Origin of the sequence: Neisseria shayeganii (genome assembly GCF_014054965.1) — a bacterium.
Taxonomy (GTDB): Bacteria; Pseudomonadota; Gammaproteobacteria; order Burkholderiales; family Neisseriaceae; genus Eikenella; species Eikenella shayeganii.
The window spans coordinates 2,378,229-2,392,444 of the sequence record NZ_CP059567.1 but is presented as its reverse complement, the minus strand read 5'-3'; the positions used below and the strand labels follow the sequence as shown (position 1 = coordinate 2,392,444).

Sequence of the window (14,216 nt, the reverse complement as noted above, 5' to 3'; positions counted from 1 at the left end):
CGTGCCGACGCCCGCCTTGGCGGGCGTTTTCGCCTGCCGGCACCCCGGCTGAGACATCTCTGCACAACCGACACCGACCCAGGTACGCCTATGATGCCCTTAGCGCCTCCCTACACCATCCGCGCCTTACACCACGCGTTCCGCCACGGCGACACCACGCCCTCAATCCTTACCGAACAGATTCTGGCCCGCTGTGCCGACAGCCCGCGCGGCATCCTCACCGATGTTTTTGACGAACGCGCCCTGCGCGAAGCGGCCGCCAGCACCCGCCGCTGGCAGGCCGGACAGCCCTTGGGTTTGTTCGACGGCATGCCCTGTGTGTGGAAAGACTTGTTCGACGTGGCCGGCAGCGTCACCACCGCCGGCTCGCCGGCCTACCGCCACCGTCCGCCGGCGGCAGCTGATGCGCCGCTGGTGGCCGCTTTCAGCCGCACCGGCGGCGTGAACATCGGCAAAGCCGGTTTGTCGGAGCTGGCCTATTCGGGGCTGGGCATCAACCCCGCTTTCGGCACGCCGCCCAACCCTTTCGACAAGCGGCGCATTCCCGGCGGCTCTTCCAGCGGCAGTGCCGCCGCCGTGCGAGCAGGCTTGTGCGCCTTCAGCATGGGCAGCGACACCAGCGGCTCCATCCGCATTCCCAGCGCCTTCCACCACCTCACCGGCTACAAGCCTTCGCGCCACCGCTTCAACCAGCGCCAGGTGTTTCCGCTCTCCACCACGCTGGACGAAGTCGGCCCGATTGCGGCCGGCGTGCAAGACTGCTACGACGCCGCCAACCTGCTCTCAGGCCGCGAAAGCAGGCTGCTGCAAGGTGCTGATTGGCGGGAAATATCGTTGCTGGTGCCGGAAAATGCGGCTTTGTGGGCAGACACCGAGGATGCCGTCCGCTCGGCTTTTCAGGTAGCCTTACAAGGCTTGGCCGCGGCCGGCGCGGCCGTTTGCCGGGCAGACATTCCCGAATTCGATGCCGTCATGGCCGCGGTGGCCGAACACGGCACATTTGCCGCCGCCGAATCGCTGTATTTCCACCGCGAGGTGCTGACCGGTGCCGACGGCCGCCTGATCGACCAGCGTGTGCTCGACCGCATGTTCCGCGCCAAAAGCATGAGTGCAACGGATTATGTGGTCCTGCACGACATCCGCCGGCGTCTGCAACACAGCCTGTGGCAACGTTATCCGCACCACATCGTGCTGCTGCCGACGGTGGCGGTGGTGCCGCCGCTGCTCGCCCCGCTGGAAAGCGATGCAGCGCATTACCACCGCATCAATCTTTTGGTTTTGCGCAATACCAGCCTGTTTAATTTTCTGGATGCCGAGAGCCTGTCGCTGCCGATCGGCTTCAGCGCCCAAGGTCTGCCGGTCGGGCTGATGCTCTCAACGGCACCGGGGCAGGACGAACGGCTGTTTCAGGTAGCCCGGGCGGCAGAGCGGCTGCTGGCCGAAGCAGGCTGAGACCTTTGCAAACAAGCAATAAAAAACGAACGGCCGAACCGTTCGTTTTTTGTGCAGCGGATGTTAAAAACCGGCCTGCTGTTCCAGATTGTCCACCAGCGCCTCGTCCAACTTCAGCGCATGGGAGAGCTGTGACAGGAACACGATTTCTTTGCGTGCCAAGTCACCGCACACCATACGGGCGGCCAAGTAGGCTTCGGCAGCCAAAGCGGTGTTTTGGCCGATTTCGGCGGCAATCTCGGCCGGCGTGGCCGGACGGGCGGCCTCGGCGGCCAGCCATTGCTGCAACTCGGGATCATCGCCGCCCTCGCTGCTGATCAGACGGCGTTCTTCATCGTCGATCAGACCGTCGGCAGCCGCTGCGGCAATCATGGTGCGCAAAATCACGCGGCCGGCGGTTTCGGCGGCGGCGCCGCTGGGCTCGAATGCCGAAGGCGGCAGCGGCGCAGCGGCCGCCGCCGGCTGGTTCTGATTATTCTTCTGGCTCTGCCAGTTTTGATAGGCGTGGTAGGCCAAGGCACCCAAAGCGGCCATCGAGCCGGCACGCGCCCATTTTTGGGTGTTTCTCTTTTTCAATATGCCGGAGAGCAGGCTGCTGGCGGCGGCGGCACCGCCCACTTTCATCAGCAGATCTTTCGGGTTGGCGGAAGAACGGGCAGCCGGTTTGCCGGCTCCGTGTACGGAACCCAACACTTGGTTGAGCAGTTTGTTGAAATCCATGGGAGACCTCCTGAAGTGATGTTGCCTTGCAAAGGGATAAACAAGAGCTGCATAAATGGGGCGGCTCCGCCGAGAAACAAGCCGCTTGCAACAGCTTTACATATTATGCAAGGCGGCTATCCGCCGGCGTTGCCATTCACCCCATTCGGGGCGGCGTTTGGCGAGTGCCTGATGCCAGTAAAGCACGGACCAAATGATGTCGTGCGCGTTGTCGCTGCCTTCGGCAAACAGTCGCTGCACTGCTTCTTCAAGCGCATCGGTGTCATCTGACATCCCTGCATACTCGCCGAAAGCGCGGCAGCTTTCCGTATGCAGGCGGCCGAGCTGCGCTTCGATATCGGGCAGCAGCGTCTGCCATGGCAGGCCACCGTAGAGGGTCTCGGCAATCCAATGGTACAGATTCTGCCGACCTCGGTAACGCGGGTGTTGCAGTAGGGCAGAAAGGGCCTGACACTGCGCGGCATGGACATTTTCTCCCTCATATTGCCAGAGCAGCTCGTAGAGTGCGCGATTCAGGCGCTGCTCAGGCAAGGTATCAAGCGTGGCGAAAAGTTCGTCGGCATGCTGCCAGTTGGGCAGGGAGGGGTGGGGCATGGCACGGATCGGAAAAAATTTAAAAATCAGGCGGCCGGTGCACCAACAGGCTGAGACTTTTACGCCGCCATCTGCGAAAAATAGATGCGCTTGCTTCTGCACCTGAGGGCGGGCCGCCAGAAAGCGTTGCGGCGGTATTGGCGCTTAGCAATCCTGCCTGCGGCCTTGCCAAACCGCTTCGCACGCTTTCTGATGACACGCTCTAAGGCTGAGGCCTTTGCAAAACCCCCAGATGTGGATGCAGTTCAAGGCGTAGCAGCGCAGCGAGCGAAGACATATCACATAGATAGGCAAGCGAGCGAGCAGCGCACAACGCAGAAATGCGCCGCAGATGGTGGTTTTGAAAGGTCTCAGGCTACCTGAAAACCGGCAAACCCCGCACCAAATGGCCCGCACCGATGCCGTGCCCGGCAAACCAGCCGCGGTTCATTTCCAGCGCATAACGCACCGGCTCGGGCGAACAATGGATGCGGGTGGAATACGGCACCATATCGTGCAGCGAAGCAATGCGGCCGTCTTCGCGGATAAAAGCCGCAGTCAGCGGCAGAGGCGTGTGGCGCATCCACAAACATTGCACGGCGGTTTGGTCGAACACAAACAGCATGCCTTCGTTGGCCGGCATACGGCGGCGGTACATCAAGCCGATTTGTTGCGAGGCCTCTTCGGCGGCCATCTGCACCTCGGCCGCCTGGCCGTTGAGCGTCAGCGTGGTGCGCGGCAAATCAAGCTGGGGCAGTGGTTCCGCAGCGGCGGCAGAAAGACCGGCAGCCCATACCGCCGCCGCTGTGCGAAAACGGCGGCACATGGATTCAGCGGCCGTGCACAGCCGTCCAAGCCGCATCCAAACGGCGGCCGGCGGCTTCCAAGGTGCTGCCGGCCTGCTGGGCGGCCACATCGGCTTCGTTCAACTCGCTTTGCAAACGGGCGGCTTCGGCCTGTTTTTGCTGGATGGTGGCCTGCACCGTCTGCAGACGCTGGCGCAACGTGCCGACTTTGGCCGTATAGTCGGTTTGGGCTTTCAGCGCTTCCTGATAGGCGATTTGGGCGCTGAGCAGCTCGGTTTGGGCCGCGGATTGGTCGGCCAGTGCCGGCGCGGCGGCCAGCAGCAGGCAATAAAAAGCAGTCACACGGGACATCATGGGTTCTCCTGAAAAAAGGCTCAGGCAACCGGCATCTTCACCGACGGGCTACCTGAAAACGGAAGGGGCCGGACAGCCGTTTTTACAGCGCCTGACGGCACACTTTCTCAAACTGGTTGCCGCTGGCCGAACCCTTTACCACCGGCTGGGCACGCAGATTGGTGTAGCGGTGGGCGGCCAGCACATTGCCGGCGGCATCAAACATCTGCACGCCCAGCAGGCGGTAGGTGCGGGCGCGGCAGTCCATCTGCCATTCGTTGACCGCAGATTTGTAGCGCGGGGTGTTGATGTAGTGTTCTTTGGCCGGATCGCGCACGGTAATGCGTTCGCGGAAGGTGGCGCTGTGGTTTTGGCTGCGGATGCTGGCGGTGTCGATGGCATGGCTGACATTGCCGTTGGGGCTGGTGCCAATGTCCTGCCAGCTGCCGCCCAAAGCGGGATTGGCCGGCTGCATCACGGTACAGGCACCCAGCAGCAGGGCCGCAGCGGCGGCGGTGAGGTGCAGGGTTTTCATGACTTTCCTTTCAGGTAGCCTGCAAACGCTATAAAATACCGCGTTTTGCGGCACTCGGCGGCAGGCGCAATCGAATCCGCGCCATTATAGCCCAATCGGCGGCGGCATGACCGCCGCGCCGCCCGACGCTTTTTCCCAGACACATGATGCCCGATTCCCACGCCCTTTCCGTTTTGCACGATGTATTCGGCTACCCGGCTTTCCGCGGCAGCCAGGCCGAGATTGTGGCGGCGCTCGCCGGCGGGCAGAACCTGCTGGTGCTGATGCCCACCGGCGGCGGCAAATCGCTGTGCTACCAAATTCCGGCACTGATGCGCGACGGCGTGGCGGTGGTGGTGTCGCCGCTGATTGCCCTGATGGACGACCAAGTGGCCAGCCTGCGCGCCGCCGGCGTGGCGGCGGCCGGTGTGCACAGCGGGATGCCGGCTGAAGAAGTGAGGCGGATTGCCGACGAAATCGAACAAGGCTACCTGAAGCTCTTATATGTCTCACCAGAAAGATTGGTCACCGAACGTTTCCTGCGCTTTCTCGACCACACACGGGTGAGCCTGTTTGCCATCGACGAAGCGCACTGCGTCAGCCAATGGGGGCATGATTTCCGCCCCGAATACCGCCAACTGGGCCTGCTGGCCGAGCGTTATCCCGATGTGCCGCGCATCGCGCTCACCGCCACCGCCGATGCCGAAACCCGGGCCGACATCCGCCATTATCTGCGCCTGGAAGAGGCCGCCGAATTTGTGGCCAGCTTCGACCGGCCGAATCTGTATTACCAAGTCATCGAAAAAAACAACGGCAAAAAGCAGCTGCTGGATTTTCTCAACAGCCGGCCGCGCGGCGAAAGCGGCATTGTGTATTGCCTGAGCCGCAAAAAAGTGGAAGACGTGGCGGCTTTTCTGCGCGAAAGCGGCCACCACGCGCTGCCTTACCACGCCGGCCTGAGCATGGAAACCCGCAGCGAGCATCAGCGCCGCTTCACCCACGAAGACGGGGTGATTATTGTGGCCACGGTGGCTTTCGGCATGGGCATCGACAAACCCGACGTGCGTTTTGTCGCCCATTTGGATATGCCGCAGAGCATCGAACACTTTTATCAAGAAAGCGGCCGCGCCGGCCGCGACGGCCAGCCGGCCGCCAGCTGGCTGTGCTACGGCCTCAACGATTACGCCCTGTTGCGCGAACGCATTCTGAGCGGCAACAGCGACGACTTCCAAAAAAACATCGAACTGCAAAAACTGGATGCTATGTTTGCCGTGTGCGAAACCGCCGGCTGCCGGCGGGTGCCGCTGCTGCAGCATTTCGGCCAGAGCAGCCAACCCTGCGGCCACTGCGACAACTGCCTGCACCCGCCGGTGCGCTTCGATGCCACCGAGCTGGTGCAGAAACTGCTCAGCTGCGTTTACCGCGTCGGCCAGCGCTTTGCCGCCGGCTATGTAATCAACGTGCTGCGCGGCAAAACGGAAGACTGGATACGCGACAACCGCCACCACCAACTCTCCACCTTCGGCATCGGCGCCCAACTGTCGGACAAAGAATGGCGCGGCGTGGTCCGCCAATGCATCGGATTGGGCTACCTGAACACCGACCCGCTCAACCACCATGCCCTGCGGCTGAACGAAAGCGCGGTGGCCGTGCTCAAAGGCGAGCAGACGGTAATGCTGCGGCCGCTCAAGCGCGAAAAAGCGGCCACCCGCCTGCCGAAAGAGCAATGGCTGCGCACCGAACGCGAAGAACGCGTGTGGCAGGCCCTGCGCCAATGGCGCAGCGAACGCGCCAAAGCCGACGACGTGCCGGCCTACATCATCTGCGGCGACCGCACGCTGCAGGACATCGTGCAGCAACGGCCGGACACACTCACCGCGCTGCATGAGATTTACGGCTTGGGCGAGGCGAAAATCGACAAATTCGGCGCCGACATTTTGGCGGTATGCCTGCCCTTGTGGGCGGAAGAATAAAGCCACGGCAATGATGAATCAGGTTTTCAGGTAGCCTGAAGCGGTCATATCTCAATCTTCAAGCTACCTGAAAACAATAAAAAGCTGCATTCCCTCGAGAATGCAGCTTTTCGTTTGCCGGCGGCCAGCCCGCGCTCAATGCCGCTTATGCCGCCGCAGCCACACCGCCAAGCGCACCCGCACGTCGTGGCCGACCGAGCCGAAACCAAGCAGAAACAGCACCGCCGCCACCGGCCAGGTAAAGTGATAGCTCATGTGGTGAATGCCCCAGGCACCGGCCATGCCGCCGAGCACAAAGGCCAGCAGCATGCCGGCCAGCAGGCGGAATTTGGTGCGGTCCACCCGCACATCGGGCAGGCGCGGATTGCGGTCGTGCCGGTAATACAGCATTTTTGACAGCTCAATGCCCATATCCGTCACATGGCCGGTCATGTGGGTGGCGCGGATTTGGCCATTGGAGAGCACGGAAATCACGGTGTTGTGCATGCCCATGATGGCGCACAGCAAAAACAGGGTGGCCGGCACAAACACAGTGAATTCCGACAAGGTGCTGCCCATCAGGCCGAACAGCAAAAGATACAGGGCTTCCAGCCACATGGTCAGCCCGTAGCTGCTGCGGAAACGCTGCCGCTTGGCCCACAAAATCATCCAGCTGCCGTGGGTGGCCCCAACGATAAAGCCGGCCACCACCAAAGCGGCGGTCAGCGCCAGCTGCCACTCGCCCAGATAAAGCATATCCGCCGCACGCGACAATTCGCCGCTCACATGCGAGGTATAACTGCCAACGGCGAAAAATCCGCCTGCGTTGATGGCGCCGGCCAGAAAAGCCATCACGGCGCCCAAGAGACGGAAGCGGATGTCGGAAACCGGGCTTTCGTGGATATAGGGTTTGTCGGTCTGCCAGAAAGACAGACGGTAACGGTGAGCAGGCCGGGTCATAACAGGCTACCTGAAAAGAAACGGGAAAAGGCTGTCTCGCGACAGCCCTTGAAACCTGCCGAAAGCCCCCGTTCCAGAAGGCCGTAAACAGGTTCTGAGCGGATACGGCAGCTTATTCTACCGTGACCGATTTGGCCAAATTGCGCGGTTTGTCCACATCGGTGCCGCGGGCCAGGGCCGCATGATAGGCCAAAAGCTGCACCGGGATGGTGTGGACCACGGGCGAGAGCACGCCGGCATGGCGCGGGGTGCGGATCACGTGCACGCCTTGGTCTTCATGAAAGTTGCTGTCGAGGTCGGTAAAGACAAACAATTCACCGCCGCGCGCGCCCACTTCCTGCATATTGGCTTTCACTTTATCCAGCAGGCTGTCGTTGGGCGCAATCACCACCACCGGCATGTTTTCGTCCACCAGCGCCAGCGGGCCGTGTTTCAATTCGCCGGCCGGATAGGCTTCGGCATGAATGTAGGTGATTTCCTTCAGCTTGAGCGCACCTTCCAGCGCAATCGGATAATGAATGCCGCGACCGAGGAACAGCGCGCTGTTTTTCTTGGCGAACTTCTGCGCCCAAGCGGCAATTTGCGGCTCAAGATTCATCACATGCTGGATGCTGCCGGGCAATTGGCGCAATTCTTCCGCATAAGTCTGCGCTTGGGCGGAAGAAACATGGCCGCGCATTTTGCCCAGGGTTACCGCCAGGCCGAACAACACCACCAACTGAGTGGTGAAGGCCTTGGTGGAGGCCACGCCGATTTCGGCGCCGGCGCGGGTGTACAACACCAACTCGCTTTCGCGCGGCAGGGCCGATTCCATCACATTGCAGATGGAAAGACTGTGCTGGTGGCCGAGCGACTGGGCGTATTTTAAGGCTTCCATGGTGTCCAGCGTTTCGCCGGATTGTGAAATGGTGACCACCAACTGTTTGGGGTTGGCGATCACGTCGCGGTAACGGTATTCGCTGGCGATTTCCACGTCGGCCGGCACTTTGGCGATGCTTTCCAACCAATATTTGGCGGTCAAGGCCGAGTAGAAAGAGGTGCCGCAGGCGAGGATTTTGATGCTGTCGATTTCGCCGAACACTGCGCGCGCCTTTTGGCCGAAATTCTCCGGCTCGAAGCCGCCGTCCAAAAACACCTCGGCCGTATCGGCAATCGCTTTGGGCTGCTCGTGGATTTCTTTTTGCATGAAGTGGCTGTAAGGGCCCAGCTCAAGCGAAGCGAGAGACAATTCGGACACCTTCACCTTGCGCTCGGCCGTCTGGCCGTTTTTATCCAGCAGTTTTTCCATGCCTTTGGCACTCAGCAAAGCAATGTCGCCGTCTTCCAGATAAGCAATGCGGCGGGTAAAGGCGATCACGGCGGAAACATCGGAAGCGATAAAGGTTTCGTCTTCGCCGAAGGCCACCAATAGCGGGCAACCCATGCGCGCCACCACCATGTGTTCGGCATTGTCCTGCGCCATCACCGCAATCGCAAAAGCACCGTGGAAACGGCGGCAGGCGGCGGCCACTGCGGCAAACAGGTCTTGGCTTTGCCGGTATTCGTGATCCACGCTGTGGGCAATCACTTCGGTGTCGGTTTGCGATTCGAACACATAGCCCAAATCCTGCAGGCGGCGGCGTTCTTCTTCGAAGTTTTCAATGATGCCGTTGTGTACCACGGCGATGTTGCCGCCGGAAATATGGGGGTGTGCATTCGGCTCGGTGACGCCGCCGTGGGTGGCCCAGCGGGTGTGGCCGATGCCGATGTGGCCGGCCAGCCCTTTTTCTTTGGCCGCCTCTTCCATCAGGGCCACGCGGCCGACACGGCGCACGCGTTTGATTTTGTTTTTGCTGTTGACGGCAATGCCCGAAGAGTCGTAACCCCGGTATTCCAGGCGTTTCAGGCCATCGGTGAGAAAATCGACGACATTGTGATGGGCGCGGATGGCGCCGACGATACCGCACATAATCTGTTCCTTAGTATCGGTTGGAGGGAACGGGCGCGCCGACGTTCGGCATACGCCCGGCGTTGGTGCCGGAGGCGGGGCGAATTGTAACCAAGTCGGCGGCAAACAAACCAGCCGCCGGCCGGAAAACAGGCTACCTGAAAGTTTTCAGGTAGCCTGTTGCATGCGGAAGATCTTTATTCTTCGTTCATCAAGCGTTCCACTTCGGCCACATAAGCGCGCATGGCCTCCTCGCTAGACATGCCTTTCAAGCCGGCCCAAGCTTCGTATTTCTTTTTGGCCACCAAGTCGAACATACCGGGTTTGTCGCCCTGTACATCGCCGTCAGTGGCTTGTTTGTAAAAAGAATACAGTTTCAGCAAGGTGGCGTTGTCGGGGCGTTCGGCCAGGCTGACCACGTCTTGTTGCGCTTGTTCGAATTGCTGTTTCAAATCGCTCATTGCTTGCTCCTTTGCGGGGGTTAGGAAAACACGGTTTTTAGCACAGCGGCGCCGGTTTGCCTATGTGAAAAATCGGGTAAATGTTCCATAAACACAGCAGCGGCTGTTGTTTTATTCGCCGTCTAAACCGTCGGGATGGGTCAGCAAACCCTGCCGTTTCAGCAAAGCCGCATTGGCCGGCGCATATTCGCGGCTGTAATAGCGGGCGAATTTTTCGCGGTAGGGGAACTTTTCGCGCGCCTCGCCAAAATCGCTCATCACCCTTTCATATTCGGCCAAGGCGGCAGCCAAGGTATCGTCGTCGGGGTAGCGGTTTTCCGCCACCGCTGCGGCACGCGGCAAGCGCGGTTTCAGGCGCATGGTTACCGCGGGCTTGCCAATGCACAGGCCGAACAGCGGGAAGGTATGCGGCGGCAGCGCCAGCCATTCGGTGAGCTGGGGCGCAATCAGGCGGATGCCGCCGGTAAAACAGGTGGCATAACCGAGGCTTTCGGCAGCAGTGGCGGCATTTTGGGCGGCCAAAGCGGCATCGGTGGTGAGGGTAATCAGCGTGTCCACCGTGCCGACCGCGGCAAAACTGCCCGCATAAGCGCGGCTGGCCAGTTCGGCTTTGTGGGCATCGCCGATAAACAGCCAATATTCGGCACACGTCGCGATTTGCGGGTTGGCCGGCTGGGCGGCGGCAATGCGCCCGCGCAATTCGCCATCGGTGATGCGGAGAATGGTGTAATGCTGGCCGTTCATCCAAGACGGCGCCTGGCAAGCCGCCGCCAACAGCAGAGAAACTTCTTCGGCGGATAGGGCGGCGGTCGGATCAAATTCACGGTAAGTGCGGTGGTTCAACAGGGTATCGATTACGGCATTCATCACGGGCTCTCGGTAGAAATGAAGATATTCGGAAAAGGCGCATCGGCAGCCTACCGATCAACAAAGGGCTCAGGCTACCTGAAAACCGGCGGGCCTTTCACACGCCGAAATGCCAGGAAGCCATGTCCAAGCGTACGCACAGCAGGCGCCACAGCAGGGGATGGGTGGCCGGCAGGCGCTGCGCCAAAGGTTGCAATAAGGCGTTTTTGCCTGGTTCGTTCAGCAGCAAAGCGGCTTTCAAAGCGGTTTGCAGCTCGGGTACCGACAATTGCTCGGCCTTGATCAAGCCGGCGGCGACAGGGTGCTCGGCCAGCCTACCGGGCTGGGGCAACGGTGCCAGATAGGCTTTCAACAGCAACCACAGATAGGCGGTATCGGCTGTGGGCACTTGCCGGCGCAAAGCAATACGGATCAGATCCAAGGCAGCCTGTTGCGCAGCGGGCGGCTGCATCACAAAGGCGGGCAAGACATGTTCAAGCAATTCGGCATCCGGCATCAGCGTGGCTTTGGCCAATTGCCGCAACTGTTGCCGGACAAAAAGTGGGGTGCCGGCTGCCAGCAGCAGCTTTTCAGGTAGCCTGTGTGCTTGGAACAGATACAAAAGGGCGGCGGTGGCTCGTTCTCCGTCATAAGCGGCCGCCTGCCAATCGGCCGGCAACATCTTCAATCCGGGCAACACACGGTGGCGGCGGATGCGCGACTGCATCATGGCTTCGCGGCGGCGGTATTCGGTTTCCTTTTGCTCGGCCGCCAGCGCATGCTCCGGCAAGGGCTGGCCGGGCGGTGCCAAGCGGTGAAACGGCGTGTGTGCGAACACAACGGCATCGTGTTCGGCCAATTCGGGAGCCAAACGGCGGGCCGCCACTGGATCCAGCCGCCGGATGCGCTCAAGCAGCGGCGGATGGGTGGCCACCAAACGGGCATAAGACAGCCCGGCAAACAACATATGCGCATATTCGGGCGCATGGGGGGAATGCAGGCGGTGACCGCCGGCAAGCGCGGTTTTGCGCAAGGCTTCGACCAAGGGTTCCGTTTGACGGGTAAACTGAACCGCTGCGGCATCGGCCAAAAATTCCCGCTGCCGGGACACCGCTGCCTGCACCCAAGAGGCAAACAAACTGCCGGCCGCCCCCAAAACCAGCAACAGGCCGCCGGGTATATACCAAGGCAGGCTTTGAAAAAAAATTTCCACCGCATTGTCGAAAGGATGGTTATCTACATTCTTACGCCGGCGGTAGTCGTCCGCGGTGTCATCTCGCCCGTACAGCAGATAACGGCCGCTACTGCTGATGCCCTGCAAGCCGTAAAGCCAACCGCTCAGGCGTTGATTAAGCCGGGTGTCTCTGTTGAGAATATGGCTGAATTCATGGGCCACCACGGCTTGCAGTTCGTCACGCTTCAATTGCACCAAAGCGCCGTAAGTCACACCGATTACCGCACACTCGGGGCTGCGGCCGGCTGCAAACGCATTGATGCTGTGATCGCGGCGCAGCAAATACACCTGAGGCGGCGGCAAACCCGCCGCCACCGCAGTTTCCGCCACCAGATTGAGCAGCCGGCGCTCGAGAAAATGGGCCTGTTGCAACTGCAACCGCTCGCCGCCTAAAGCTTTGGCCACCGCAGATCCGTCATCATCGATTTCCCGCAAGCGGTGCAGGCTCAAGCCAACTGTCATCGCAGTAAACAGCGCGCCCGGCAAAGCATAATGCCACCACAGCTGCTCGTGCGGCGACAGCCAAGCGATCAGGGTGCCCAGAACTGCGCTGACCGATGCCACCGTTCCGGCAAAAGCCAGGCAATACCAGCCCACTAAACGCCTGCTGCGGCGACGGGCTTGGTCTTGCATTCTGAAGAAGCGCATGGCGGATAAAGCTCACAAAACGGAATGGCCCATCATATCACCGAAGCCGTGGCCAAGGCCAAACGGGCAAACCTACCCTAGGGTAGAACCGACACGGAAATACGCCGCAGATGGGGCTGGCAAAGGCATCAAGCGGCCAAGTACAATAAAGCGTATGATGCGCTTGAGCATAGGTTTCGACTCGGCTCCCGCGCTTCTGTTTCCTCTATTTCCCCTGTTTCGCCCTGCTTGGGGCTACCTGAAAACCGCTTGCCCGATCATGGCTTCGTCATCCCGACCCAGAAAGAATAAGCAAATGGACCATCGTTATACGGATACTGCTTCCCCCAATCCCCTTCTCCCGGCAGCCTTGGCCGCCTTACTGACCGGAATCATGATTTGGTCTGGCATCCAACCCGCCAGCCGTGCGGTGTGGTGGGCCGAAATATTGCCGGTTCTCGGCGTATTCGGTGCCCTGCTGCTGACTTACCGCCGTTTCCGCTTCAGCAATTTGGCTTATGTCTTGATGAGTTTTTGGCTGCTGATGCATACGGTAGGTGCCCATTACACTTTTGCCGACGTACCGTTTGATTGGGCCAACCGGCTACTGTCGCCGCTATTGGGCGAAGGCCGCAATCATTTCGATCGCGTGGGCCACTACATCATCGGCTTTTATGCCTATCCGATGGCCGAATGGTTGATGCGGCGGCGCGCCTGCAGCATGCACTTGGCTTTTTTCTTCTCGCTGTTTTTCATCATGGGCGTGGCGGCTGCCTATGAAATTATTGAGTGGCAATATGCCGTACTCGAAGGCGGCAATGCAGGTATTGAATTTCTCGGCTCGCAAGGCGACATCTGGGACGCACAAAAAGACATGCTGGCCGATACTTTGGGCGCACTGACTGCTTTGCTGATTTATCTGCTGGTGCGGCCAGACCGACAACTCGCCTCCCCCGTTTCAAACGGCTGATTCTTTTTATTTGCCAGTAGCAAGAAAAACATTTCAGGTAGCCTATAAGGCTACCTGAAATGTTTTTATCCCTAGACTAAGACCTTTACAAAATCCTCAGATGTGGATGCAGTTCAAGGCATAGCAACGCAACTAGGGTGCTGCAACACGCCCTAAGCAAGCGCCTATTAGGCAAATAATTTACCCGGTAATTTTTTCGCTGCGGCCTGCCCCATCCAAGCAGCCGTTAATCCGATGAAAAAGGCACCGAAAATATCCATTGGCCAATGCACGCCCAAATAAATCCGTGACCATGCCACCAACAACATGCTGACCACGGCAAACCAGGCAAGTCGACGGGTGGCCGTTAACCAGCACAAACTGAAAGCAGGTGTGGCAATGGCGGTGACGTGTTTGCTGGGAAATGAAGAGGACCATTCGTGGGGCAGAAAATTGGTGCCCAAAGGCAAAGCGAAAGGGCGCGGATGATAGCAGCCTTTACGAATCAGATAAGCAGCAGCGGCACCGATTGCCAAGCTTAAAATTAAGGCAGCCCACACTTGCGGATTGGCCCGGTGTCGCAGCAAAAGATAGCCCAACAACACCAGGAAAAACAGAATAATCAAATATTCCGCGCACAAAACGGCAAAAACAATGTAAGCAGTATGGGCATCATGGTCTGCATTCAATTGCAGAAACAGCCAACGGTTGAAAGTATTCAAAGCATCCACGGCGATATTCGGGACTGAAATAGATTTGAAACATACCATCCACTGGAATCAGAACGGACTTTCAGTTTCAGCATAATAGATTCGATAGTCTACTTGAGTGCAGGCAAAAAAAGAAGCAGGGCAAACGAAAG

General features: G+C 59.6%; 15 protein-coding genes. 3 read left to right on the top strand and 12 right to left on the bottom strand.

All coding sequences use genetic code 11. The features are described from left to right. Positions 1 to 90 precede the first annotated feature (90 nt). The gene (locus H3L94_RS11755; RefSeq protein ID WP_182122133.1) at positions 91 to 1,452 is read left to right on the top strand and encodes an amidase family protein; all 1,362 of its coding nucleotides are present in this window, start codon (positions 91 to 93) and stop codon (positions 1,450 to 1,452) included. A gap of 63 nt (positions 1,453 to 1,515) precedes the next feature. On the opposite strand, the gene H3L94_RS11750 is transcribed toward H3L94_RS11755, so the two are convergent. From H3L94_RS11750 to H3L94_RS11730, 6 genes are all read right to left on the bottom strand, one after another. Continuing rightward, positions 1,516 to 2,172, bottom strand: coding sequence for a tellurite resistance TerB family protein (locus tag H3L94_RS11750; RefSeq protein ID WP_009120124.1), 657 nt, complete (start codon positions 2,170 to 2,172; stop codon positions 1,516 to 1,518). Between the two features lie 96 nt (positions 2,173 to 2,268). Continuing rightward, a complete protein-coding gene (locus H3L94_RS11745) occupies positions 2,269 to 2,766 on the bottom strand; it encodes a hypothetical protein (RefSeq protein WP_182122132.1) in 498 nt (165 codons plus the stop codon). A 202-nt stretch (positions 2,767 to 2,968) separates the two neighbouring features. Then, positions 2,969 to 3,097 carry a lipoprotein signal peptidase gene (locus H3L94_RS12745; protein WP_244958909.1) on the bottom strand — a complete coding sequence of 43 codons (129 nt, stop codon included), beginning with the start codon at positions 3,095 to 3,097 and terminating at the stop codon, positions 2,969 to 2,971. Between the two features lie 24 nt (positions 3,098 to 3,121). Continuing rightward, positions 3,122 to 3,571, bottom strand: coding sequence for a DUF192 domain-containing protein (locus tag H3L94_RS11740; RefSeq protein ID WP_182122131.1), 450 nt, complete (start codon positions 3,569 to 3,571; stop codon positions 3,122 to 3,124). A gap of 4 nt (positions 3,572 to 3,575) precedes the next feature. After that, a complete protein-coding gene (locus H3L94_RS11735) occupies positions 3,576 to 3,905 on the bottom strand; it encodes a hypothetical protein (protein ID WP_182122130.1) in 330 nt (109 codons plus the stop codon). 82 nt (positions 3,906 to 3,987) lie between these two features. After that, positions 3,988 to 4,419, bottom strand: coding sequence for a surface-adhesin E family protein (locus H3L94_RS11730; RefSeq protein WP_182122129.1), 432 nt, complete (start codon positions 4,417 to 4,419; stop codon positions 3,988 to 3,990). A 143-nt stretch (positions 4,420 to 4,562) separates the two neighbouring features. On the opposite strand from H3L94_RS11730, the gene recQ reads away from it, so the two are divergent. Beyond that, complete coding sequence (gene recQ, locus H3L94_RS11725) at positions 4,563 to 6,371, top strand: DNA helicase RecQ (protein ID WP_182122128.1); 1,809 nt, start codon at positions 4,563 to 4,565, stop codon at positions 6,369 to 6,371. Between the two features lie 135 nt (positions 6,372 to 6,506). Here the strand turns inward: recQ and H3L94_RS11720 are convergent, their stop codons facing one another. From H3L94_RS11720 to H3L94_RS11700, 5 genes are all read right to left on the bottom strand, one after another. Further along, a complete protein-coding gene (locus tag H3L94_RS11720) occupies positions 6,507 to 7,310 on the bottom strand; it encodes a YoaK family protein (RefSeq protein WP_182122127.1) in 804 nt (267 codons plus the stop codon). 112 nt (positions 7,311 to 7,422) lie between these two features. Then, positions 7,423 to 9,258, bottom strand: a complete 1,836-nt coding sequence (gene glmS / locus H3L94_RS11715; RefSeq protein ID WP_182122126.1) for a glutamine--fructose-6-phosphate transaminase (isomerizing) — start codon at positions 9,256 to 9,258, stop codon at positions 7,423 to 7,425. 176 nt (positions 9,259 to 9,434) lie between these two features. After that, positions 9,435 to 9,698 carry an acyl-CoA-binding protein gene (locus H3L94_RS11710; protein ID WP_009120131.1) on the bottom strand — a complete coding sequence of 88 codons (264 nt, stop codon included), beginning with the start codon at positions 9,696 to 9,698 and terminating at the stop codon, positions 9,435 to 9,437. A gap of 111 nt (positions 9,699 to 9,809) precedes the next feature. Continuing rightward, positions 9,810 to 10,565, bottom strand: a complete 756-nt coding sequence (locus H3L94_RS11705; protein WP_182122125.1) for a nitroreductase family protein — start codon at positions 10,563 to 10,565, stop codon at positions 9,810 to 9,812. 97 nt (positions 10,566 to 10,662) lie between these two features. Next, positions 10,663 to 12,411, bottom strand: a complete 1,749-nt coding sequence (locus H3L94_RS11700; RefSeq protein WP_244958772.1) for a M48 family metalloprotease — start codon at positions 12,409 to 12,411, stop codon at positions 10,663 to 10,665. Between the two features lie 310 nt (positions 12,412 to 12,721). Here H3L94_RS11700 and H3L94_RS11695 point away from each other — a divergent pair, with 310 nt between their 5' ends. Next, entirely contained in the window at positions 12,722 to 13,375 is a 654-nt protein-coding gene (locus H3L94_RS11695) for a DUF2238 domain-containing protein (protein ID WP_182122123.1), read from the top strand. Positions 13,376 to 13,542: 167 nt separating this feature from the next. Here H3L94_RS11695 and H3L94_RS11690 read toward each other — a convergent pair whose 3' ends face one another. Then, positions 13,543 to 14,085, bottom strand: a complete 543-nt coding sequence (locus H3L94_RS11690) for a phosphatase PAP2 family protein (protein ID WP_182122122.1) — start codon at positions 14,083 to 14,085, stop codon at positions 13,543 to 13,545. Positions 14,086 to 14,216 lie beyond the last annotated feature (131 nt).